We start from the raw sequence: 20,800 nt of genomic DNA on the forward strand, positions 1-20,800 counted from the left end.
TTAGCTTTTTTAATAGTTAATAAAATATTAGTTTTTTACTGGGTCAAAATGTACAATTTGTATACCAAAGGAGGTTTTCTTCCTATTAAAAATTGTTAAATCTTGTTGATGTGAGATAGAATAAGATCTATGGTTTCTTCTTTTGTAAGCTCCGTATTGTCTATGACAATGGCGTCCTCTGCCTGTTTTAAAGGAGCGATTTCCCTTTCACTGTCAATCTTGTCGCGATCTATGAGGTTCTGTTTTACCTGCTCTCTGTCTGTCTGAATTCCTAAACCGGCCAGTTCAAAATATCTTCTGTTGGTTCTTTCGTCAATACTGGCAGTCAGGAAGAATTTATAGTCCGCATTTGGCAGAACTACTGTCCCTATGTCACGTCCGTCCATAATAATGCCCCCTTTTTCTGCCAATGAGCGCTGCGAGTGAAGAAGAAAGTCTCTTACTTCTTTCTGTTTGGCGACAAGACTTACATTATCGGAAACTTCCGGGGTACGGATCTGCTTGGAAATATCAATATGATTAAGATAAAGGATCAGTTCTCCATCGTGGTTTCTGAATTCAAGTTCTATCTGGTCTAAAGAAGAGAAAAGCTCCTGAAGATTGATGGTGTCGGTCCCATCTGTACAGTTCTGTAAGGCAAACCATGTAACGCCCCGGTAAAGTGCGCCGGTATCCAGATGTATAAGATCCAGTTTCTCGGCAATGACTTTGGAGATTGAACTTTTTCCGGTAGACGAGTACCCATCGATAGCTATTACAGGTTTTTTCATACCGCAAATTTCAAGATTTTTTTTAGAAAATCAAGGTTGTACAGAAAAAAATCTATGTTGTTCTGTAAATTTTTATTCTGAAACTATTCTCCTGCGTGGCTGCTAAGGTCCATAGAGACTCCTATCTGGTTCACATTGGAAGAGTTGTGATATCTTACGTGAGCATAATCAATACGGAATCTTCTCAGTTTAATTCCAAATCCGCCGGAAAGTCCTGAAAAATTTCTCTGATCTGCTACAGCAAGCTCGTTTCCTCTTTTTGCATTGTATCCCAGTCTGATGTTAAAGCTTTTCTCAGGGAAAAGTTCTGCGCCTATGGAAAAGTGGTCGGCAAGTTTTCGCCCGAAGCCTACTTCCTGTCCGTTGATATTATAATCCGAAGAAATATCGAACTGTTGAAGATCGTGAGCCGTAATAGTCACAGCCAGCGGGATCGCTTTAAGGATTCTGGTGTAGCCCAAATCTATTCTGAACGGAAGATTTTCTCTGGTTCCGTTAAAGGATTTCAGCTGGAAACCGAAATTTCGGAGAACAAGAGACAGAGCTTCTTTGTTTTTTTTGTTATGATAGGTAACTCCTGCAGTTCCGGAGATGGCCGAGGAAGTATAATTGTCGATTTTTGAAGTAATGAAGTTGATGCCACCACCAATCGTCCAGTCTTCTTCAAACTGATAAGCATAACCGGCTCCTATGGCTACGTCTGAAGCTTTGAATTGCCCGTTTTCATAGCCGCTTTCGTCGGTTCTGGGAATGCTTCCATAGGTCATATATCTGGCATTGATGGTCGCCATATGCCCGTTGTCGAAGTCTCTGGCATAAGCAACGGTACCATATTTGGAGTCAGCAAGATAAGCTGCGGCATTCACAGAAAGCTGCTTGTCTGAATCTCTATTAAGGAGTGACGGGTTTGCAATAGCAAAGGAAACATCATGATCTCTGACGGAAATTGCATCGCCGCCTAAGGCAGCCTGTCGGGCAGATACAGGGATGTTTAAGAAAGGATAAACATTTGTTCCTGTTTGCGCATAAGAAACAATTCCTGACAGAAATAATGAAAAAATGACAATTTTCTTCAATTCAATTTATAATTAATGCAAAAATAATCCTTTTTCGTACTTATCAAAATATTTCTGACATTATTTCTGCGTAAATATTTTTCTTTTTTCAATATTTTTAATGATTATATTTGCAAAATCAAATTTCGGAGAAATTGGCTCCGGTAAGTTTATTAAAAATTAAAGATGAAATATAAAAGAATCCTTCTGAAACTGAGTGGTGAGGCCTTAATGGGGAACAGACAATATGGTATAGACAATGAAAGACTGCAGGAATATGCCGCTGAAATCAAAAAAGTAGTAGAAAAAGGCTGCGAAGTGGCAATTGTAATTGGAGGAGGAAACATTTTCCGTGGAGTAGCAGGAGCTGCAAAAGGAATGGACCGTGTGCAGGGAGACTATATGGGAATGCTGGCAACGGTAATCAACGGAATGGCTCTTCAGGGGGCACTTGAAGATGCAGGAATCAAAACCAGACTTCAGTCTGCTATCGAAATGGATAAAGTAGCTGAACCTTTCATCAAAAGAAGAGCCGTAAGACATCTTGAAAAAGGAAGAGTAGTGATCTTCGGAGCAGGAACAGGAAACCCTTATTTTACTACAGATACAGCAGCGACTCTTAGAGCTATTGAAATTGGTGCAGATGTAATCTTAAAAGGAACCAGAGTAGACGGAATCTACGACAGCGATCCTGAAAAAAATGCAGATGCTGTAAAATACAATTCATTATCATTCGACGAGGTATATGCCAAAAACCTTAAAGTAATGGATATGACAGCCTTCACCCTAAGCCACGAAAACAAATTACCGATTATTGTATTCGATATGAATAAAGATGGTAATCTGGAAAAGATTGTAGACGGGGAAAATGTAGGGACTTTAGTAGATTTATAGGGAGCAGGTGGCAGAGAATAGGTTGCAGGTGATTAGAAAATTTAAAAATTAAAAGATTTAAAAATTTAAAAATTACCCTTCGCTTATTGCTCATTACCCATTACTTATTATTTATCATTTATAAAATGTGTAACTTATCAAATTTTAGCTATATAATGGAAGAATTAGATCTTATATTAGAATCGGTAAAACAGGACATGGATGCAGCTGTAAAGCACCTGGATCATGCATTTCAAAGAATTAGAGCAGGACGTGCTTCTACGTCTATGGTTCAGGATGTAATGGTAGAATATTACGGAGCTCCAACTCCTATCAACCAGGTTGCGAATGTTTCTGTGCCGGATGCAATGACTATCTCTATTCAACCTTGGGACAGAACAGCAATTGGTGCTATTGAAAAAGCAATCATCAATTCAAATTTAGGTTTTGCCCCTTCTAATAACGGAGAAAATATTATTCTTAACGTTCCGCCTTTAACAGAGGAGAGAAGAAGAGAACTGGCGAAGCAGGCTAAAGTAGAAGCTGAAGGTACAAAAGTAACCATCAGAAATGCGAGACAGGACGGCCTGAAAGAACTTAAAAAGCTGGACGGAGTTTCTGAAGATGTTGTAAAAGGAGTGGAAGAGGAAATTCAAAACTATACGGACAAATATGTTAAGACTTGCGATGAGCATCTTAAAAATAAAGAAGCTGAAATTATGAAAGTATAATTTTCAGACTTTGAAAATACAAAAAAGAGGTTTCTGTGGGAACCTCTTTTTGTTTTTACAGGCATTTGATTTCGCCTCGCTGGTCTCTGTGTTTTAATAATGACTGGTATGTTTTCAGAAGTTCTTCCGTGTTGCATTGGATTTTTTTACCGGGAACTTTGTCTGATGCAGAAGGATCTTTGCGGTCGGACCGGATGGTGTATTTTTTTTCGAGGCACTGCACGGCTCTGTCATCGTTAAGATAGATACGCGTTTCTATAATATCATCTTTGGTAACAGGTTTTTCAGGGGTTCCTCCGTCAAAACTCCATTCCGTTTCCTGCTTAACAATAAAGAAAGGCTTCCCGTTTTTGATAAAATATCTTTCGGAGGCTGAGAAATGACTGTGTTCTGCGTAAGAATGTTCTATCACTTTAATTTCTCCCTGATCTGAATAAAAAGTCACCTCTCCTAAAGGTTCCTCATTGCAGTTGTACTGAAATCCTGCAGGACTGAGCTTTTTGGATTCCAGTTCTGCATGAAGAGCAGCATAGTCTTTTTTTATCTGATTAATAAGATCTGTTTCGTTTTTTGCAGGGACAGTATCTTGCTTTGAAGGGGCTTCATTTTTTGAAACAGAAACATGAATTGCTGTTTTATCTTTATCGTTTTTACATGAAAAAAGAAAAAGAACACTAAGGATGAGAACTATTTTTTTCATATACTTTTTTGTTATGATTTAAAAACCGGGTAAAGAATTACTGTTCATCAAAATAACTGGGACTAAAATAGAAAAAGATCCAGAATAAAGCATTTCTTTTTTTATATCAGTAAGTTTGAAATTGAAAGGGGGGAATTATTGAGGCTTGTAAAGATATACTACAGAATAGGTTTGTTAATTTTTTTATCCGGCTAATTACCCGGAGCAAGATTTACGGGAAAAATCCTTGACAAGGATTCTCAATAACAACTGTTTTTTATCAGGGCTCAATCCAAACAAAAAAGGCCCAGAACTTCTGAACCTTTTTCTATTTATGTAATGAAATTTATTTACAGTTTTCGTTGTAATCGGTGATCACTTCTTCCACAATTTCCGGAACGTTTGACATTACGTCATCAATCTGGCTTTTGATCAGTTTTCCAAGTCCGGATCTCTTTTTTTCATCATTTTTAAGAGAGGCATAGGCGCCGCTGGTCAGCTTACCTTTTGCGTAGCTGCAGTCGGCTATAATTATTTTAGCTTTGGCTAAAGTCAGTTCCTCAATTTTTCCTCCTTTTTTGGAGTAGATATAGGAAGGGGCATTTTTAAGTCTTTGGGTTTCGCGGTCTGCTGCATCAATCTGGCCCTGTCCGGCTGCAAAGGTAGTAGGGTAGCCGTACAGCTTGTATACTTTAATTTTGCCGTCTTTTACCACTTCTGCAAACTGAGTGCTTTTAGTAAGGTTGTTGAATGCTTTGATGTTTCCGCTTAAACCTCCGGTAGCTGTATTGAAACCTTCTTTAGTGTTGGTGTACTTAATCATTTCAAAATGCCTTTCATTGCTGTTTTCATCAAAGGCAATATATTCCTTAATATCATCCGAATCAAAAGTTTTGAATTTCTGTTTCTTTTTAGACTTATCTATATCGGATGCGGCAACAAATTTTACTTTTTTCTGATTGTTCCAGGGATTATTGGCATCTCCGTTCATTCTTACAATACCTTCGATCTTTTTGCCTCCTTTGTCGATGATGTAACCATACTTTTCATCATTTCTCAAATCATAATCCGTATTGTCCTCCTGTGCAAATGCAGGGAAATACATTAATGCGAAAAAACTAAATACTAGTATTTTTTTCATGTAGTTATCGTTTTTAACAATTTTTTGTAAATATAGTTTTTTATCTATTACTTCCAAATACCCTTTATACCACAAGTTTTAAATAAAAAGACCCGGAAATTCCGGGGCCCTATATTCATTAAATTTATAAATCTTTAAATGCTTCAATCTTTTAATTTTTGAATTTTTTAATCTTTTAATTAAGATTATTGATACCTCTTATGTTCCTTATTTTTAGAAAACCTTTTTGTAATAGGTTTGAGGAGAGCTTTGTATTTCTCTGCATCAAACAGCTGTGAATCGGTCAATGCTTTATAAGTCATCCATACTCCAAAAGGCAGAAGGATAAGGTTGGGAAGCCATGCTGCAAGATAAGGACTCATTCCACCGCCCCATGCAATATTTTCAATACCAAGATTCATCACATAGAAGATGATGAAGATAACGATTGCAATAATCACCGGAAGTCCCATTCCTCCTTTTCTGATAATAGATCCTAAACTGGCTCCGATCAGGAAGAAGATAATACAGGTAACAGAATAAGAAATAATTCTCTGCTGGTAGATCACTACTTTACTGAAATATTTTACATTCGAAGTGAAATCGTTCTTTTTACCGGAAGCCGTTGACTTTAAGTTGTCCAGCCTGCTGTATGCATTAAAGAGAATATCCAGCTTTTTATCGCCTTTTACGGTATCCAGTTTGATCTGCTGTTTTGCAAGCGTTTTGGACTTGTTTTTATCCATGTAGTTGATCATGGAATTCGTCTGGCTCAGTACATCGGCACTGACACTTGAAAAGAAGGCTTCATTTTCTTTTTTACTTTTATCAACAGTTGCATTCAGCTGTCCATATGTCTGGAAACGGTAGTCGTCTGTGATCTGCTCTTTTTCTATGGCTTTGTTGATGATTTCGCTGATGTCGAAATGGGAAACCAATGTATCAAATTTAATAGCCTGATCCGGTTGCTTAAGTCTTACGTTTTCACCTTTTCCGGCGAAATTGTCTTCAAATACATAACCGTTATAAAGCTCAAGCTTCAGGAAATTCTTGTTAGCCGCAGGAACAAATTTCCCTTTTTCTGCTACAATAGACTGCTGATTTTCATAATTGCTGGCTTTTCTGTGTACAAAAACACCTTCTATACTTTCTCCGTTTTCCCCGTAGATTTTATCGAATTTCACCATATATCCCGGAATCTGGTCAATGAACTGTCCCGGAGTAAAATTTAAAGCAGGTTTGGTCTGGGCAATATTGAAAAGCATGTTTTTGGCTTTCTTCTGGAAATCCGGAATAATATTGTTGGAGAAAAAGAACAGCATAATAGCCAGTATAGTGGCCACACCCAACAAAGGAGCCATAACTCTGGTAAGGGAAATTCCCGCTGCTTTCATGGCGGCGAGCTCATAGCGTTCTCCAAATTCACCGAAGGACATAATACTCGCCAGCAGGATGGTAAGCGGAAGTACCATACTGATAACACTTACTCCGAGGTAGAAAAGAAGTTTGAGGATCTGCCAGTAGCTTAATCCTTTTCCCATGAACTGCCCCAGCTGAACCCAGATAATGTTTACAATAAAGATGAAAAACAAAACGCTGAATATAAAGAAAAACGGCCCAAAGAAGGTTTTTATGATATATCGGTCTAGTATTTTTAACATGCGCCAAAATTAATGAAAAAGCCACAAAGTTTACTTGTGGCTCTTATAAATTTTATTACTTTTTATTTAATAGCAAATTTGCTTATTAGCCTTCTCAGCTTTCTTCGCCTTTTTGCCTTTTCTCTTCACTACAATTCCGTGATGACGTAATTCTTGAACTTATTCTTGTCGAAAACAAACATATTAGCGTCAAGATCCTGGTTCTCCTTATACTCTTTAATGGCAATAACGGCTACATCTTTATTGTTTCCATGCTGCTCCAATTTAACCATCTGCTTTTTTGCAGAATCTACAAACAGATAAACAGACTGTATTCCGTTGGATTTTACCGGAGTCAGTTTAATAAAGTCTGCATTGACTCCGTTTACATTTTTCTTTCCGTTATACGTTACGTTATAATCGTTTCTGTAGGTAGTAAGATAGTTGATAGGGGAGAACATGCTGCTGCTTCCGTTAGGTTTTGCAATTGTAACTTCCATATCATCTGCATTGATATTGTAAATTTTGCTTCCGTCGAAGATCTGTTCCGTATCCATGATCTTCAGTTTATATTTATCTCCTGCAGAGTAATAAATTCCCGGTTCTGTTTTGGTTACCTGCCCGTTTACACCTGTTCCGAAAGAAAACTTGAAGTAAGAATTCTTTTTGGAGTTATAATTGGCTGTGATATCATCCAGGATCTTTTTTGCTTTCGCATCAATTTTCTGTGCTTCGGCAAATCCTACGGCACCTATTACAAAACTTCCGATTATAACTTTTGAAATAATATTTTTCATTTTTTTAATTGAATAAACTTTAAACATTAATGCTGTCAGACTAAACTGATCCGGCATTTTTCCCTTTAATTACGCAAATCTTCCAAAAACTGTTCCAAAGAATGAAGATCACTGATAATCACTTCTCTTGCTTTTGCCCCATTAAATCCTCCTACAATTCCGCTTGCTTCAAGTTGATCCATGATTCTTCCTGCCCTGTTATAGCCTAACTTCAGCTGTCTCTGAAGCATAGAGGTAGATCCCTGTTGCGTAGAAACAATAATTCTTGCAGCTTCTTCAAACAAAGCATCTTTTTCATTCGGATCAAAAGCTCCCACTGTACTTGTAGAATCTTCAGAAACAAATTCAGGAAGAATAAACGCAGATGCATATCCTTTTTGTTCCCCAATATATTCTGCCAGTCTTTCCACTTCCGGAGTGTCCACGAAAGCACACTGAAGTCTTAAAATTTCATTTCCGTTGAAATAAAGCATGTCTCCTTTACCAATCAGCTGGTCTGCACCCGGAGAATCAAGAATAGTTCTTGAATCCACACTGGAAATTACTCTGAAGGCAGCTCTTGCAGGGAAGTTAGCCTTAATCATACCCGTGATTACGTTTACGGAAGGTCGCTGTGTAGCTACAATAAGGTGGATTCCCACGGCTCTTGCCAACTGGGCTAGTCTGGCAATAGGAAGTTCAACTTCTTTTCCTGCCGTCATGATAAGATCTGCAAACTCATCTACAACCAATACGATATAAGGAAGGAAACGGTGTCCGTTCTCAGGATTTAATTTTCTTTCCGTAAACTTTTTGTTGTACTCTTTTAAGTTTTTACAGAATGCATTTTTAAGAAGGTCATATCTGGTATCCATCTCTACACAAAGAGAATTCAGGGTATTGATTACTTTGTTGGTATCTGTAATGATGGCTTCATCCGCATCTGGAAGTTTGGCCAGATAATGTCTTTCGATTTTTGAATATAATGAAAGTTCCACCTTCTTAGGATCCACCATAACGAATTTCAGTTCGCTCGGGTGTTTTTTGTAAAGAAGAGACGTAAGAATGGCATTAATACCTACGGATTTACCCTGTCCTGTGGCTCCGGCCATCAGCAAGTGCGGCATTTTGGAAAGGTCAGCCATAAAAACTTCATTCGAAATAGTCTTTCCGAATACAACAGGAAGATCCATATCCGTATTCTGGAATTTATGAGAAGCAATCACAGAACGCATGGAAACCATAGTAGGATTCTTTCTCGGAACTTCAATCCCGATAGTTCCTTTTCCAGGCATCGGTGCAATGATTCTGATTCCCAGTGCGGAAAGATTCAGAGCGATATCATCCTGAAGTTTCTTAATGGCAGATACCCTGATTCCTGCTTCCGGAACAATTTCGTATAGTGTAACGGTAGGCCCGATGGTTGCTTTAATTTCTGAAATACCCACGTTGAAGTTTTTCAGAAGTCCTACAATTTTATTTTTGTTTTCTTCTAATTCCTCTTTATTGATGGATATTTCTTCGCTGCCATAATCTTTTAGTAATTCTACCGGAGGCATCTGAAACCCTGCCAGATCAAGTTTATGATCATACAGTCCGTGCTTTTCTACAAGCTCCTGAGATTTTCTGTCTGAATCATCCAGTACATCAACTGCCTGAGCAACTTCCACATTGAATTTGATATCGTTTTGGGTAGAGGTAACCGGAGGAACAGGAGTCGTAATAGCCGGACTCACAGGAGTCATGTCAAAAGCCTGCTCCGGTGTTGATGTAGGAACAGAAGGTTTTGTGTTCAGATTGAAATTCACAGGCTTTTCTTCCTCTTCAAACGAAGTATGATTAGGCGTTACAATCGTCTCTATATCTGTTGTAGGCTGAACCTCAGGAAATCCTTTCGGAACATTTACCGGATCGTTTTGCTTTGTTTTAGGTTCTGGCGTATTAGACACGTCAGTAACTGTTACATTCGGTGCTGATTCTTTAGCTTCCTCTTCAAGTTCCTCATCAGCTTCAAAGTTTTCCTCAGAGCTTGGCATCATGGATTTCATTTTACCGATTGTACTATCATTGATTTTATCCAGTTTAGCCTTAACAGAGCTTGGACGAAGATTGAATTCCAGGATAAAGTATAAAAGAATACTGGCAGCCAATACCACCCAAAGTCCTACAGATCCTATAATGGCATTAAGATAATCCATAATCTGATAACCGTATACGCCACCCAAAACTCCCTGTCCTTTCGTAACTGCCCCCATGAAAATAGGAAGCCAGCAGATAAAAAACAAAGAATGACCAATGGTTTTCCATGGCTTGAAAGTTCTTTTTTTAAGAATAAGGGTTCCTACAACCAGAAATAAAAAGGCGATAATGAAAGAAGCAATACCTATGCTTTCGAATATGAAAATATTCCCCAGCCAGTCGCCCACCTTCCCAAAGATATTAGAAGATTTTATCGTTTTATCGGTCATGGTTCCTGCCTGGCTCTGATCTGCCTTCCAGTTCATCAAATAAGAAATGAAGGAAAGAGCGAGAACAACAGAAAAAAGTATAAAGGTAAGCCCGAAAAAAATTCTTGGCTTAGATAAGATTTTGCCTTTATCAGGCGATTCAGTCGGTTTTGTCTGTGTCTTTTTATCCATAATATCAATGTGGGCAAATTTAATGTTTTTTCAACATTAATAGAATCTTTTTTTGTTCAAAAGATAGCGTAATTTAGGGTTATTTTTTAAAATTACACTGTCTCTTCCGGATATTTTTTTTCATTAAAATGTAATCATAATGTATGTTTTTTTCACTTACCTAAATAAGCATGATTACTCCTCAACTAATTTTATTCCATAAATTGAAAAAACGGAGAAAATATAAAATAAATACTGAGTTTTCAAATGTGGTTTCTAAAGGAGATGGGTTTATTGTAAAGGTTTAATTATCTTTTGTCAGTAAGCTTTTTTCGACAATTGCAAATAGAAGCTTTCAATCAGACGGATAGGTAGATTGTATCCGGAATTTTATGAATTTAAAAATTGAATTTTCTATAATATTTTTCACGTTATTAAGAATGGTTCAAAATAACTGAAATAGGCTCCAAAATGACAAAAAACAGCTTTTTTTAGCCTCTTTGTTGTTTATCATCCTTATTTTTGCATGTCAAGTAAAATAAATCATGAAGAAGCTCCAAGATATTCTTATCTCAACCAGAACAATGGCTGTGCTGTTACTGGTGTATGCATTTGCAATGGCGTATGCAACGTTCTTAGAAAACGACTACGGAACTCCTACAGCCAAAGCTCTAATTTATGAAGCAAAATGGTTTGAATTAATCATGTTCCTGCTCATTCTCAACTTCGTAGGAAATATCGGAAGATATAGACTCTGGAGAAGGGAAAAATGGCCGGTACTGGTTTTCCACCTTGCTTTTATCCTGATTTTTATAGGAGGTGCCATCACCAGATACATCAGTTTTGAAGGGACTATGCACATCAGAGAAGGTGAAACTTCCAATGAGATTGTGACCGATAAGAATTTCTTTAAGATCCAGGTCGAGGAGAAGGGAGATGTTCTTAACTATCAGGATGTTCCTTATCTGATGTCTCCTCTGCACAAAGATTTTAAAGCAACCTACGACTTTCATGGAAAAGAAGTAAAAGTTTTTACAAAAGATTATATCCAGAGAAAAAAAGACAGCCTAATTGCTGAACCAAACGGAACAGAATATCTTCACCTGGTATCCACAGGAACTACCGGAAGACAGAATATCTACATCAAACCGGGCGAGACAAAATCTATCAACGGAACTTTGGTAACGTTCAACAGAGCGATAGAAGGGGCTGTAGAATTTAAAAAAGAAGACGGAAAAATATTCATTAAAACTCCTGTTGATGCTGCATTTATGACCATGGCTACTCAGGCTACGGGCACCACTAAAAAAGATGAGTTTCAGCCTTTGGTTTTAAGAAGTTTATATACGATCAACGAATTGAAACTGGTTGTTCCTGAAGGCCTTAAAAAAGGAAGACTGATGGCTTTCGAAGGGGACAAAAAGAAAGACGCTATGGTACCTGACGTGCTTAGAATAGAGCTTCAGGGCCCAAAAACAAAACAATTGGTAGATCTTTCTGTAGAAAAAGGTAATCCGAATGCATTCAAGCAGGTAACAATGGACGGACTGAATATTATGGTTGGTTTCGGACCAAAAGTATACAACACGCCTTTTGCATTGAAGCTGGATGACTTCGTGATGGAAACATATCCTGGAAGTTCATCTCCAAGTGCTTATGAAAGCCACGTAAAAATCATTGACGAAGGAAAAGAAACTCCTTATAAGATCTATATGAACCACGTTCTAAACCATAAAGGATACCGCTTCTTCCAGTCAAGCTTTGACCCGGACAGAATGGGAACCGTACTTTCTGTGAACCACGATTTCTGGGGAACTATCATTTCTTATATCGGATACGGACTATTATTCTTGGGAATGTTTGTGATCTTCTTCTGGAAAGGAACTCATTTCTGGAAACTGAATAAAATGCTGACTGATGTTAATAAAAAGAAAACAGCTGCAGTACTTCTAGTGTTGTTGAGCTTAGGCTTAAATGCACAGAAGATAGAAACTCACGGAACAACTGACGGAAGCAGAGAACATATTCATGTGGAAGGAGACGATCATTCTCACGCTCCGGCTCCGTCTGCACAACCACTTGATGGTGCTGCTCCAAAACAGAACTCTCTGGCAACGCCAATGAATAAAATGAGATCTATTTCTCCGGATGAAATCATTGCAAGAAACAGAATCAGCAAAGAGCATGCGGACAAATTCGGATATCTTCTGGTACAGAATTTTGATGGTAGGATTGTTCCTATCAATACGGAAGCTCTGGATGTTTTAAGAAAATTATACAAAAAAGACGAATTCAAGGGAACAGACGGAAAGTCTCTTACGGCTAACCAGTGGTTTCTGTCTGTCAATACAGATACACCGAGCTGGACAATGGTACCCATGATCAAAATCGGTACAAAAGGAGGTGATGAATTGAAAAATAAAACTAAGGCTGATGATGAAGGGTATACTTCACTGATGAACCTTTTCCCTGCGGATGCCAATGGAACCATGACTTATCTTCTTGAGCATGATTATAACACTGCATTCCGTAAAAAACCTTCTGAGCAGACCAATTATGATAAAGAAGTAATTGCGGTGAACGAAAGGGTACAGATCTTCAATGAGTTTTTCAGCGGTCAGTTTATGAGAATTGTTCCTGTAAAAAATGATGCCAACCACACATGGCATTCATGGCTTGATCAGAAATTCGAACCGGATATGGAATCTCAGCAGGTAATGGGACCTTATTTTGCAGCGGCTCTTACGGCTCAGAAAACAGGAGACTGGAGCAAGGCAGATGCTGAACTGGTAAAGCTTTCAGAATATCAGCAGAAATGGGGGAAAGCAGTAGTTCCTGCAAAATCTAAAGTAGATCTTGAGGTTTTCATGAACGAAGTGAATATCAACTTCAAATTGTTGATTTTCTACACCATAATAGGTGGATTATTGTTGATCTTAGGATTTGTAGAGTTATTCAAGTCAAATAAAATTTTAACTAAAGTAATCAAAGTAATTATTGCTATAGGTCTGGTTGGATATTTATGTCACTTCTTAGGCCTTGTGGCAAGATGGTATATCTCAGGACACGCGCCATGGAGCAACGGTTATGAAGCTATTATTTTCATCTCTTGGGTGGGGATTACAGCAGGACTTGTTTTATACAGAAATGCTAATGCACTTATCCCTGCAGCCGGATTTATGGTGGCTGTTATTATGATGGGATTTGCGCACGGTGGTTCCGCACTTGATCCGCAGATCACGCCGCTTGTTCCTGTATTGAAATCTTACTGGCTGATTGTTCACGTAGCGATTATTACATCAAGTTATGGTTTCTTCGCATTGTCCATGATTATTGCTGTAATTTCTCTGGTATTCTATATTATTTCAAATAAAGACACCTATAGAATTCACCACGATACAACATTAAAAGAATTGGTAATCGTTTCTGAAATGTCCCTTACAATCGGTCTTTTTGCCTTAACAGTAGGAAACTTCTTAGGAGGAATCTGGGCCAATGAATCCTGGGGAAGATACTGGAGCTGGGACCCGAAAGAAACATGGGCATTCATCTCCATCATGGTATATGCTTTTGTATTACACATGAGATTGGTTCCCGGATTAAGAAGCAGATGGGCGTTCCACGTAGCAACCATGTTTGCCTTCTGTTCTATGGTGATGACCTACTTCGGAGTTAATTATTACCTGAGCGGACTTCACTCTTACGCAGCAGGAGATCCTGTTCCTGTTCCGGCATGGGTATACATCGGCCTGGGAACAATGCTTCTCTTATCAGCGGTTTCTTACTTCAAGTTTAAAACCTTAACGAAGAAATAAAAAATATTTACAGTATAACAACTGAAATCCCGGAATTTATTTTTCGGGATTTTTTTTGTGCGGGATTCGAGGTACGAGTTTTTCAGGTTCGGGTTTCGGAATTTATTCTATTCTATCAACAGAGCTCCCATACCCAGCGCATCTCGTACCCCACACCTCGTAACTCGTATCCCGAAACCCGCATCAAAAAAAACTATCTCCAATCATTCAAAATTAAAAACTTATCCATATCTTTATGATATCAAATTAATATCAAATTTAAAATTACAATCATGGAAAAAGTATTAAAACCTATGTCCGGTTATCTGGCATTAGTATTCTGTCTGGTTTTATTTGTCGGAGCTGTTTATTTTTTTATTTCCGGAGTTGAGCAGAGTATCACCTATGTGATTATTGCTATGCTTTGTTTTCTGCTGTTCTGTTTCTTTCTGAAAGGACTGATGATCATTCAGCCTAATCATTCAAGGGTATTGAATTTCTTTGGAAGATATGTGGGTACAGTAAAGGATAACGGTTTGTTTTTCATCAATCCTCTGTATTCATCACAGAAAATGTCTCTTCGTTCAGAAAACCTTCAGGGGCAGACTTTGAAAGTAAATGACAAAATGGGGAATCCTATTGAAATTGCCGTTGTCATGGTATGGAAAGTAGGAGATACCTATAAAGCAGCTTTTGATGTTGAGCGCTATTCAGACTTTGTAAGAATGCAGAGTGAAGCAGCAGTGCGTCATTTGGCAATGAGTTTTCCTTACGATAATTTGGAAGACGACCATGCGCCGATTACCTTGAGAGAAGGTGGCGATAAAATCAATTCTATCCTGGAGCAGGAGCTTACAGACCGTCTTTCAAAAGCAGGAATCGTCATTCAGGAAGCGAGAATTTCTCACCTGGCCTATGCATCGGAAATTGCAGGAGCAATGCTTCAGAGACAGCAGGCTACGGCTATTGTTGCGGCAAGAACAAAGATTGTGGAAGGAGCAGTAGGCATGGTAGACCTGGCATTGAAAAAACTTTCGGAAGAAAATATTGTAGAGCTGGATGACGAAAGAAAAGCGGCTATGGTAAGCAATTTAATGGTGGTGCTTTGCGGTGAAAAAGCAGCAACTCCCATCTTGAATGCAGGAACGCTTTATTAAATGAAGAATGAAGAATGAAGAATGAAAAAATAAAAATGTAGAGTGATGAATGGAAAATGAATTGTTAGATTCAGCTGAGTGAAATATTTTGCGGGCTGGTATACGATTTATTTAAATGAAGTTTTTGCATTTTAATGCGTTATTGAAAAGAATTATTAAACAGGCAAAGAGAAAAAATGAAATCGGAAAAAACTTCAAAACCCTCCGAAAGCAAAAGTAAAAAATCTTTTGTGATAAGGATCGATGAATCTACCTACAAGCAGGTGGAGAAGTGGGCTAATGACGAGTTCAGAAGTGTAAACGGACAGATAGAATACCTGTTGCATCAAAGCCTTGTCAATTCGGGGAGGAAAAAGAAAGACGCGGATGAGTAAACTTTTGTAGGTAACCTTCCCAATACTAGAACAATAATAATCTAATTAGCCTTTATACAAGAAAAAAGCAGAGAAAATTTCTCCGCTTTTTTTATTTTATACAACTCTGAAGCGTATCAGCTCCGAAGTAGAATATGACGAGCCAAATCAAACCTTTGATCGTGAAAAAAGCAAATCCTGCCCACCCTACACGCTTGAACCATTTCTTGAACTTCGAATTGTTGTTTTCCTGTGAATTTTCCATGTCTGAGAGTCAAAAGATTACGTTACAAAGATAAGCATGTTTATAATGATTCCAAATAAAAAGGTTGTTAAAAAATTAAAATTTTGAGGTTCGCATAATATTTCTATCTTTAGAGGAAACGAAAAGTAACATTTTATGTCTAAAAAAGTAAAGGATTTCGGAATCGAAAAAACACTCAAAAACCTTGGTATTAAAGAAGAAAATAAGGGGACTTCAGTGGGCGGAAAATATTTTGCTTCGGGGAAAACAATTGAAAGTTTCTCTCCGGTAGATGGCAAGCTTATCGCCAAAATAAAGACTTCCGGAGAAAGTGATTATGACAAAGTAATTGAGACGGCTCAGAAGGCGTTTCAGGAGTTTAGATCTATCCCTGCTCCTAAAAGAGGTGAGATCGTTAGGCAGCTTGGCCAGAAATTAAGAACATATAAAGACGACCTTGGAAAACTGGTTTCTTATGAAATGGGTAAATCCCTTCAGGAAGGTCTGGGAGAAGTTCAGGAAATGATTGATATCTGTGATTTCGCAGTAGGAGTTTCAAGACAGCTTCATGGGTACACAATGCATTCGGAGAGACCTGGTCACAGAATGTATGAGCAGTATCATCCGCTTGGGATTGTGGGAATCATCACCGCATTCAACTTCCCGGTTGCCGTATGGGCCTGGAATACAGCGTTAGCCTGGATCTGTGGAAACGTTACCATCTGGAAGCCATCTGAAAAAACACCATTGTGTGCTATTGCCTGTCAGAATATTATGGCTGAAGTATTAAAAGAAAATAATCTTGGAGAAGGTATTTCAAGCGTATTGGTTGCTGACCACGAGATCGGGCAGAAGCTGGTTGATGATAAAAGAGTTTCATTAGTTTCTTTCACAGGTTCTACAAGAGTAGGAAGAATGGTTTCTTCTAAAGTAGCGGAGAGATTCGGGAAATCTATCCTTGAATTGGGCGGAAACAATGCAATCATCATTTCTAAAGACGCAGATATCGATATGTCTATCATCGGAGCTGTTTTCGGAGCTGTAGGTACTGCTGGACAGAGATGTACGTCAACAAGAAGACTGATTATCCATGAAAGCATATACAACGAAGTGAAGACCAGATTGGTAAAAGCTTACGGTCAATTGAAAATCGGGAACCCGTTGGATGAAAATAACCACGTAGGACCGCTTATCGACGTAGATGCTGTAAATCAATACGAAGAGGCCATCAAAAAATGTAAAAAAGAAGGTGGAAAATTTGCTGTTGAAGGCGGAGTTTTAAGCGGAAAAGAATACGAATCAGGTTGCTATGTGAAACCATGTATCGCAGAAGTTAAAAACGCTTACGAAATTGTTCAGCACGAAACTTTTGCTCCTATCCTGTATTTAATCAAATACAAAACACTGGACGAGGCTATTGCTATTCAGAATGATGTTCCTCAGGGATTGTCATCTGCTATTATGACCCAGAATTTAAGAGAAGCAGAATTATTCCTTTCTCACGCAGGTTCAGACTGTGGTATTGCCAACGTAAACATCGGAACTTCCGGAGCTGAAATCGGAGGTGCATTTGGCGGCGAAAAAGAAACCGGAGGCGGAAGAGAATCTGGTTCAGATGTATGGAAATACTACATGAGAAGACAAACTAATACTATAAATTACACCACGCAACTACCTTTAGCACAAGGGATTAAGTTCGATTTGTAAGAATTTAATTTAAATCATTTAACGATTTAAGAATTTAAAAATTAATAACCTGGAATGTTTAAACTTTTTTAATCATTCAATTTTTAAATCAAACACAATTAATTATGGAACAAACAATTGATATAAAAGTAAATAAAGTAAAAGAAACAGTAGGAAGACACGTTTTGGCAGACGGCTTTGATTTTGTGATGGATATTGAAAAATCCCACGGTTCATGGCTGTATGACAAGCTTACAGACAGAGAGTACCTGGATATGTTCTCTATGTTTGCATCAGCCTCTATCGGGTACAATCACCCTTATCTGGTAGAAAGATCAGAGTGGCTGGGAAGAATGGCTGTAAACAAGCCTACTTTAGCAGACGTGTATTCAGAGGAGTATGCTCACTTTTTAGAAGTTTTTGAAAGAGTGGTAATTCCCGAAGAACTGCAGTATGCTTTCTTTATTGAAGGTGGAAGTTTAGGAGTGGAAAATGCAATGAAGGCGTGCTTCGACTGGAAAACGCGTAAGAATTTTGAAAAAGGACTTCAGACGGAAGCCGGGATCTGTATTCATTTCAGACAGGCATTTCACGGAAGAAGCGGCTATACTTTGAGTTTAACAAACACTTCTGACCCAAGAAAATATCAGTATTTCCCGATGTTTGAATGGCCAAGAATCTTAAACCCTAAATTGTCTTTCCCGATTACGGAAGAGAATTTGGAGGAAACCATCAAAAATGAAAAACTGGCTCTTATCCAGATTGAAGAAGCTATTCTGATGAATCCAAATAAAGTGGCTTGTATCATCATTGAACCTATCCAGGCAGAAGGAGGTGACAATCACTTTAGAGACGAATTTTTATTAGGATTAAGAAAAATTTGCGATCAGAATGAGATCCTACTTATTTTTGATGAAGTTCAGACAGGTATTGCCATTACAGGGAAAATGTGGGCGTTCCAGCATTTTACAGCAAAGCCGGATATTATTTCTTTTGGTAAAAAAGCTCAGGTTTGCGGAGTTTTAGCGAACAGAGAAAAATTTGATCAGGTTCCGAACAACGTTTTCAGAGAAAGTTCAAGAATTAACTCTACTTTCGGAGGGAACTTTATAGATATGCTTCGTTTCCAGTTGGTGATGGAAGTCATTGAAAAAGAAAACCTGGTTGAAAATGCAAGAGTGGTTGGAGATTATTTATTGGAAAGATTAAAAGAGCTGGCTCAGAAATATCCTTCGAAAATTTCAAATGCAAGAGGAAGAGGCCTTATGTGTGCCATTGATCTTCCTTCAGCAGAAGACAGAAACCATTTAATGAGCGAGCTTTTCAAGGATGGATTAATCATTCTTCCGTGTGGAGATCAGTCACTTCGTTTTAGACCACACCTTAATGTTACACAGGCAGAAATTCAGTTAGCTTTAGACAAAATCGAGAGCAATATTAATAAAATTTAAAACCAAAGATTTGTAATTTTCAAAAAAACATTGTACATTTAGATACTCAAACGATATAGAATATGGAAAGAAGTACGAGAGTATCGGTTTTTGAAAGTGACAAGCCTTCAGAAATCCAACTAATAAAGTCTAAATTGGATGATGCACAAATTACAAACAGCGTCGAAAACAGTTATCTTACATTCACGACGACACCTACTGCAACATCGTTAAAAGTAATGGTAGATCTGGAAGACGAGAAGAATGCATTTCAGATTATTGATGCATACCTTCAACAAAGTGAAAATCAATAAAAACAATTTCATAATTTTAAATTTTACTACTTCGAACCGAAAATTAATTTAAATTAATTTTCGGTTTTTTGGTTCAAAAAATGGTTAGCATTTAAACGTTTAAATATTTAAAAATTGAAAGATTAAAAAATTCAAAAATTAAGAGATTAAGAATAGGAATTCCTGTTCTGTGTATTTGATAAAATATTCAATAAGGGTGGGCTTTAGCCTGCCTTCAGAATAATGGTCATTATATTCGGTTTTAGCCAAAATCAAAATATGAACAAAGAGGATTTGTTCTCTGTACAATATAAAATATTCAATAGGGGTGGGCTTTAGCCCGCCTTCAGAATAAATCCTAGCTAATCCGGCTTTAGCCGAAATTAAAATAGGAACAAAGAAGATTTGTTCTTCGTACGAAATAAAATATTCAATAGCGGTGGGCTTCAGCCCGCCTTCAAAATATAAACATTCTTATTAAAAAATAAACCAAAAATGAACGTAGAAACTCAGCTGAGGAAAGCAGAAATTGAAGACAGAAATGCTATTTGGGCTATTATCCAACAGTCTATTGAAAGAAGAAAACAGGACGGAAGCACCCAATGGCAGAATGGCTATCCCAACATGGGAACCGTGGAAAGTGACATTGCAAAAGGCTTTGGATATGTTCTTACTGTAGAAAATGAAATCGCAGTATATGCAGCCCTGATACTGAATGATGAACCGGCTTACAGTACCATTGAAGGAGCTTGGCTCAGCGACGGAGAATTTGTAGTGGTACACAGAGTAGCGGTAGATGGAAAATTTGCAGGCCAGGGAATGGTGAAGAAATTATTTGATCATATTGAAGATTTCACAAGAGCTCAGGGAATTCAAAGTATAAAAGTAGATACAAATTATGATAATATTGCCATGTTGAAAATCCTGGAAAGTAAAGGATATTCCTACTGTGGCGAGGTCCTTTTAGCAGACGGAATGAGAAAAGCCTATGAGAAGATTATAATTTAAGTCAAAAGTTAAATCAACTTTCATTGAATTTTTAAAAGAAGTTGTATTTATAAACTCTATCATGTTTGTTCGTTTAGTTCTGAACTAATTTTTACTTTTGTCAAAATTTTTATATTATGCACCAAAGTATAGAAATTGATGAAAAAATTTTTCAAGATGCCGTAAAGTTTTATGGCACCGTTTTCAACCTACCGCCTTTAGCTTCAAAAATCTATTCCTACCTTCTTTTCGATTATGAGAAAGTAGGAATTACTTTTGATGAATTTGTGGAAGTGCTTTCCGCAAGCAAAAGCTCTGTATCAACGAGTATTTCACTACTGTTGAATGCCCAGCTTATCATAGACCACAATAAAATGGACGAGAGGAAACGGTATTTTTTCATCAATGACGAGTACAAGAAGATCAGATTTGAAAAAATAGTTCAAAAAATGCAGGACGAACTCAAATTACTGGATGATCTCAACCATTTTAAAAAAAATCATGACAATGAATACAATGAACGAATAGACGCTTACAAAGCACTTCTCAATAAAAACATCGAAAATATTCAGGAATCTCTTAATAAACTTTAAA

At 37.7% G+C, this 20,800-nt stretch carries 17 protein-coding genes; 10 read left to right on the forward strand and 7 right to left on the reverse strand.

Going from position 1 to position 20,800, the window contains the following annotated elements:
• Positions 1–95: 95 nt before the first annotated feature.
• The gene (cmk, locus tag ACM46_RS16140; RefSeq protein ID WP_048507710.1) at positions 96–770 is read right to left on the reverse strand and encodes a (d)CMP kinase; all 675 of its coding nucleotides are present in this window, start codon (positions 768–770) and stop codon (positions 96–98) included.
• A gap of 83 nt (positions 771–853) precedes the next feature.
• On the reverse strand, positions 854–1,846 hold the full coding sequence (porQ, locus tag ACM46_RS16145) for a type IX secretion system protein PorQ (RefSeq protein WP_048507711.1): 993 nt from the start codon (positions 1,844–1,846) through the stop codon (positions 854–856).
• A gap of 165 nt (positions 1,847–2,011) precedes the next feature.
• On the opposite strand from porQ, the gene pyrH reads away from it, so the two are divergent.
• On the forward strand, positions 2,012–2,719 hold the full coding sequence (gene pyrH / locus ACM46_RS16150) for a UMP kinase (protein ID WP_040999212.1): 708 nt from the start codon (positions 2,012–2,014) through the stop codon (positions 2,717–2,719).
• Positions 2,720–2,874: 155 nt separating this feature from the next.
• Positions 2,875–3,429, forward strand: a complete 555-nt coding sequence (frr, locus tag ACM46_RS16155; protein ID WP_048507712.1) for a ribosome recycling factor — start codon at positions 2,875–2,877, stop codon at positions 3,427–3,429.
• A 55-nt stretch (positions 3,430–3,484) separates the two neighbouring features.
• On the opposite strand, the gene ACM46_RS16160 is transcribed toward frr, so the two are convergent.
• The 5 genes from ACM46_RS16160 to ACM46_RS16180 form a co-directional block, all read right to left on the reverse strand.
• Entirely contained in the window at positions 3,485–4,129 is a 645-nt protein-coding gene (locus ACM46_RS16160; RefSeq protein WP_048507713.1) for a hypothetical protein, read from the reverse strand.
• A 325-nt stretch (positions 4,130–4,454) separates the two neighbouring features.
• Positions 4,455–5,249, reverse strand: a complete 795-nt coding sequence (locus ACM46_RS16165; RefSeq protein ID WP_131707614.1) for a hypothetical protein — start codon at positions 5,247–5,249, stop codon at positions 4,455–4,457.
• 185 nt (positions 5,250–5,434) lie between these two features.
• Positions 5,435–6,889 carry an LptF/LptG family permease gene (locus ACM46_RS16170; RefSeq protein WP_048507715.1) on the reverse strand — a complete coding sequence of 485 codons (1,455 nt, stop codon included), beginning with the start codon at positions 6,887–6,889 and terminating at the stop codon, positions 5,435–5,437.
• A gap of 128 nt (positions 6,890–7,017) precedes the next feature.
• A complete protein-coding gene (lolA1, locus tag ACM46_RS16175; protein ID WP_048507836.1) occupies positions 7,018–7,665 on the reverse strand; it encodes an outer membrane lipoprotein periplasmic chaperone LolA1 in 648 nt (215 codons plus the stop codon).
• Between the two features lie 65 nt (positions 7,666–7,730).
• Positions 7,731–10,283 carry an FtsK/SpoIIIE family DNA translocase gene (locus ACM46_RS16180; protein WP_048507716.1) on the reverse strand — a complete coding sequence of 851 codons (2,553 nt, stop codon included), beginning with the start codon at positions 10,281–10,283 and terminating at the stop codon, positions 7,731–7,733.
• 524 nt (positions 10,284–10,807) lie between these two features.
• Between ACM46_RS16180 and ACM46_RS16185 the strand changes: the two genes are divergently transcribed.
• From ACM46_RS16185 to ACM46_RS16225, 8 genes are all read left to right on the forward strand, one after another.
• Positions 10,808–14,077: a cytochrome c biogenesis protein CcsA gene (locus ACM46_RS16185; RefSeq protein ID WP_048507717.1), complete on the forward strand. Its 3,270-nt coding sequence runs from the start codon at positions 10,808–10,810 to the stop codon at positions 14,075–14,077.
• Between the two features lie 272 nt (positions 14,078–14,349).
• On the forward strand, positions 14,350–15,213 hold the full coding sequence (locus ACM46_RS16190; protein ID WP_048507718.1) for an SPFH domain-containing protein: 864 nt from the start codon (positions 14,350–14,352) through the stop codon (positions 15,211–15,213).
• 176 nt (positions 15,214–15,389) lie between these two features.
• Complete coding sequence (locus ACM46_RS16195) at positions 15,390–15,587, forward strand: type II toxin-antitoxin system antitoxin (RefSeq protein ID WP_048507719.1); 198 nt, start codon at positions 15,390–15,392, stop codon at positions 15,585–15,587.
• A 379-nt stretch (positions 15,588–15,966) separates the two neighbouring features.
• Positions 15,967–17,517, forward strand: coding sequence for an L-piperidine-6-carboxylate dehydrogenase (gene amaB / locus ACM46_RS16205; protein ID WP_048507720.1), 1,551 nt, complete (start codon positions 15,967–15,969; stop codon positions 17,515–17,517).
• A gap of 104 nt (positions 17,518–17,621) precedes the next feature.
• Positions 17,622–18,947: an L-lysine 6-transaminase gene (gene lat, locus ACM46_RS16210; RefSeq protein ID WP_048507721.1), complete on the forward strand. Its 1,326-nt coding sequence runs from the start codon at positions 17,622–17,624 to the stop codon at positions 18,945–18,947.
• Between the two features lie 62 nt (positions 18,948–19,009).
• Positions 19,010–19,240 carry a DUF2007 domain-containing protein gene (locus ACM46_RS16215; RefSeq protein ID WP_048507722.1) on the forward strand — a complete coding sequence of 77 codons (231 nt, stop codon included), beginning with the start codon at positions 19,010–19,012 and terminating at the stop codon, positions 19,238–19,240.
• Positions 19,241–19,714: 474 nt separating this feature from the next.
• Positions 19,715–20,227, forward strand: a complete 513-nt coding sequence (locus ACM46_RS16220) for a GNAT family N-acetyltransferase (protein ID WP_048507723.1) — start codon at positions 19,715–19,717, stop codon at positions 20,225–20,227.
• Between the two features lie 116 nt (positions 20,228–20,343).
• Complete coding sequence (locus ACM46_RS16225; protein WP_048507724.1) at positions 20,344–20,799, forward strand: hypothetical protein; 456 nt, start codon at positions 20,344–20,346, stop codon at positions 20,797–20,799.
• Position 20,800: the final 1 nt, after the last annotated feature.

The sequence above is a fragment of the Chryseobacterium angstadtii genome (assembly GCF_001045465.1).
Classification (GTDB): domain Bacteria; phylum Bacteroidota; class Bacteroidia; order Flavobacteriales; family Weeksellaceae; genus Chryseobacterium; species Chryseobacterium angstadtii.

Coding starts and splice junctions, on each gene's coding strand:
- cmk (WP_048507710.1), bottom strand. CDS start 770: ATGAAAAAACCTGTAATAGCTATCGATGGGTACTCGTCTACCGGAAAA.
- pyrH (WP_040999212.1), top strand. CDS start 2,012: ATGAAATATAAAAGAATCCTTCTGAAACTGAGTGGTGAGGCCTTAATG.
- frr (WP_048507712.1), top strand. CDS start 2,875: ATGGAAGAATTAGATCTTATATTAGAATCGGTAAAACAGGACATGGAT.
- ACM46_RS16160 (WP_048507713.1), bottom strand. CDS start 4,129: ATGAAAAAAATAGTTCTCATCCTTAGTGTTCTTTTTCTTTTTTCATGT.
- ACM46_RS16165 (WP_131707614.1), bottom strand. CDS start 5,249: ATGAAAAAAATACTAGTATTTAGTTTTTTCGCATTAATGTATTTCCCT.
- ACM46_RS16170 (WP_048507715.1), bottom strand. CDS start 6,889: ATGTTAAAAATACTAGACCGATATATCATAAAAACCTTCTTTGGGCCG.
- lolA1 (WP_048507836.1), bottom strand. CDS start 7,665: ATGAAAAATATTATTTCAAAAGTTATAATCGGAAGTTTTGTAATAGGT.
- ACM46_RS16180 (WP_048507716.1), bottom strand. CDS start 10,283: ATGGATAAAAAGACACAGACAAAACCGACTGAATCGCCTGATAAAGGC.
- ACM46_RS16185 (WP_048507717.1), top strand. CDS start 10,808: ATGAAGAAGCTCCAAGATATTCTTATCTCAACCAGAACAATGGCTGTG.
- ACM46_RS16190 (WP_048507718.1), top strand. CDS start 14,350: ATGGAAAAAGTATTAAAACCTATGTCCGGTTATCTGGCATTAGTATTC.
- ACM46_RS16195 (WP_048507719.1), top strand. CDS start 15,390: ATGAAATCGGAAAAAACTTCAAAACCCTCCGAAAGCAAAAGTAAAAAA.
- amaB (WP_048507720.1), top strand. CDS start 15,967: ATGTCTAAAAAAGTAAAGGATTTCGGAATCGAAAAAACACTCAAAAAC.
- lat (WP_048507721.1), top strand. CDS start 17,622: ATGGAACAAACAATTGATATAAAAGTAAATAAAGTAAAAGAAACAGTA.
- ACM46_RS16215 (WP_048507722.1), top strand. CDS start 19,010: ATGGAAAGAAGTACGAGAGTATCGGTTTTTGAAAGTGACAAGCCTTCA.
- ACM46_RS16220 (WP_048507723.1), top strand. CDS start 19,715: ATGAACGTAGAAACTCAGCTGAGGAAAGCAGAAATTGAAGACAGAAAT.
- ACM46_RS16225 (WP_048507724.1), top strand. CDS start 20,344: ATGCACCAAAGTATAGAAATTGATGAAAAAATTTTTCAAGATGCCGTA.